The sequence below is a fragment of the Nocardiopsis sp. RV163 genome, from assembly GCF_001029525.1.
Classification (GTDB): Bacteria; Actinomycetota; Actinomycetes; order Streptosporangiales; family Streptosporangiaceae; genus Nocardiopsis; species Nocardiopsis dassonvillei.
This window is the reverse complement of sequence record NZ_LEKI01000313.1, coordinates 1-2,086: the sequence shown is the minus strand read 5'-3', so window position 1 is coordinate 2,086 and position 2,086 is coordinate 1. Positions and strand designations below refer to the sequence as shown.

At 71.1% G+C, this 2,086-nt stretch carries 1 protein-coding gene; it reads left to right on the top strand.

The window, feature by feature from the left end; genetic code table 11:
* Positions 1-39 precede the first annotated feature (39 nt).
* Positions 40-1,863, top strand: a complete 1,824-nt coding sequence (locus ABD54_RS26380) for a protein kinase (protein ID WP_327137099.1) — start codon at positions 40-42, stop codon at positions 1,861-1,863.
* The last annotated feature ends 223 nt before the right edge of the window (positions 1,864-2,086 follow it).

The following is a 2,086-nucleotide window of genomic DNA, read 5'->3' as shown; positions in this document are numbered from 1 at the left end:
GGTCATCCTCTGGCACCCGGGGGTGGCGGAACGTCGTGTGTGGAGGCTGTAGTGTCCCTTAGGCTCGATCCCAGTGACCCGGAACGTATCGGCCGGTATCGGCTGATCGGCCGCTTGGGCTCTGGAGGCATGGGCCAGGTGTTCTTCGGCCGTTCGGCCGGGGGGCGTGCGGTGGCGGTCAAGCGCGTCCATCCGCACATGGCCGCCGACGCCTCCTTCCGGGAGCGTTTCGCCCGTGAGGTCAACGCGGCCCGTCAGGTGAGCGGTGCGTTCACGGCGCCGGTGATCGACGCGGGGCCCGATGACGAGGTGCCCTGGCTGGTCACCTCGTACGTGCCCTCGTTGCCGTTGGACACGGCGGTGCGCGATCACGGGCCGCTGCCGGAGGCGAGTGTGCGGGTGCTCGCGGCGGGTCTGGCCGAGGCGTTGGCCGACATCCACCGGGTGGGGTTGATCCACCGTGACCTCAAGCCCGGCAACGTGCTGTTGGCCGAGGACGGGCCGCGGGTGATCGATTTCGGTATCGCCCGTGCCACCGACGGTACGGCGGCCACGCAGTCGGTGATCGGTACGCCGGGGTTCATGAGTCCGGAGCAGGTGCAGGGGGAGGCGCTCACTCCGGCCAGTGACCTGTTCGCCTACGGTGCGGTGCTGGCCTACGCGGCTGCGGGGACGGGGCCTTTCGGTGAGGGCAGTATGCCCACCATGGTCATGCGCATCATCAGTCGTGAGCCGGATCTGTCGGGTGTGCCCGAGTCGTTGCGTCATCTGGTGGCGGCGTGTTTGTCCAAGGACCCGCAGGGTCGTCCGGGGCCGGGGGAGATCCTGGACTACCTGGGCGATGTGGCCACGGGGCCGACCTGGTTGCCCGCGGCGGTGATGCGCGGGGTCCAGGAGCAGGTGGCCAAGGTCAACGGGGCGTTGGCGGCCGCGGCCGGGGACGGGCGTGCTACGGGTCAGCACCAGCGCACGGAGGTGTTGGGGCAGGGTGGTGCCGCTGCTGTGGGGGGTGCGGCGGGAGCCGCGGCCGGTGCGGGTGTGTTCGGTGATGAGGCGGCCACCCGGGTCTCGCCGCCGGTGCCGGGGCACGAGGGCGGTGCGACCTCGGTGCTGGGTGAGCAGCAGGGGTATGGGGCCACGGCCCGTTTCCCTTCGGGGCAGCAGGTTCCGCCGACCGCCCAGTACGGTCAGGGCGCTGCCGCCTACGGGCGGCAGGAGGCTGCGGGTCACCGGCAGCCGGAGCGGCCCAGTCAGGAGGAGGCCTACGCCGACCTGTACGGGGGGCGGCGTGATCCGGCCGCGGACGCGCGCCGCCAGCAGCAGGAGCAGTTGCGTCAGCAGGAGGAGCAGCGCCAGCGCCGGATGCAGGAGCAGGAGGAGCAGCGCAGGCGGGTGGAGGAGCAGCAGCGCCAGCAGCAGGAGCAGCGGTTGGAGCACCGGCGCCGTCAGGAGGCCGAGCGGGCCCACCGTGAGCGTGTGCGGGCCGAGCAGGAGGCCGCGCGCCGTGCCCAGAGCCAGGCGCGCCATGCCGACCAGCCGGGGTTGTGGGGTTTCGTCAAGCTGTTGCCGTTGTTGGTCATTCCGTTGATCCAGGTGCCGTTGGGGTACGGGGCGGCGTTGGCGTGGGCGTGGTTCACGACCGGGACCGAGGTGTGGACGGGGGCGCCGTACGCGTTCGAGCCGTTCCGGTGGGAGTCCTTCTGGCACGCGATGATGCTGGGGTACTTCATCTTGAACAATCTGGTGTCGTTGGAGTACCTGGTCAGGTCGTTGCGGACGTCGTTCGTCACGGGTGCGGTGCTGGCGTTGGGTGCGATCGCGGCGACCAACGGTCTGTTGTACAGCTTCGGTTTTTGGGGCTGATCCCTGGTTGGGGTGTGGTCCCGGGTTGGGTGTGGGGGCTGTGCGGGTGGTGGCGGGGTTCGCGGGTCGGCACTGTTGACGGGCGCGGGAGGCCTGCTGTCCCGGGATGGGCGTCCAGGGTGGTGCGGGGCCCGCGCCTGGTTGGGTGCCCCGGCTCGTGCGGGCGTCGTGGGCGTTCGAGTGGGTGAAGGCCGCGTCCGGGCCCGAGGCGGTCATGCGACGG